This is a genomic window from Streptomyces sp. URMC 129 (assembly GCF_051386415.1).
Classification (GTDB): Bacteria; Actinomycetota; Actinomycetes; order Streptomycetales; family Streptomycetaceae; genus Streptomyces.
On record NZ_JBPQTQ010000323.1, the window covers coordinates 1 to 264 of the forward strand.

The following is a 264-nucleotide window of genomic DNA, read 5'->3' on the forward strand; positions in this document are numbered from 1 at the left end:
AGGGCCGGGGACAGGGCCCGTACGGCGCGGACGACACCGGCCCGTCGGCACCGGCCCCCTCGTCCTCCACGATCCCCTCGCCACGCCCGGAGGACGACACCCCATGACAGCGCCGCCGGCCACCGGCACCACCGGAGACAGACTCGACTGGCTGCTGGCGGGCCTCCTGACCCGCACGCCCGGCGCCCGGCACGCGCTGCTGCTCTCGCGGGACGGCCTCAAGCTGTGCCGCACCCCGGGCCTCACGGCGGACCAGGCCGACCA

At 77.3% G+C, this 264-nt stretch carries 1 protein-coding gene; it reads left to right on the forward strand.

Features of this window, described 5'->3' with window-relative positions; all coding sequences use genetic code 11:
• Positions 1 to 103: 103 nt before the first annotated feature.
• Positions 104 to 264 (forward strand): roadblock/LC7 domain-containing protein (locus tag ACSNOC_RS27980; RefSeq protein WP_436750365.1); only part of this gene is annotated, 161 nt, incomplete at its 3' end.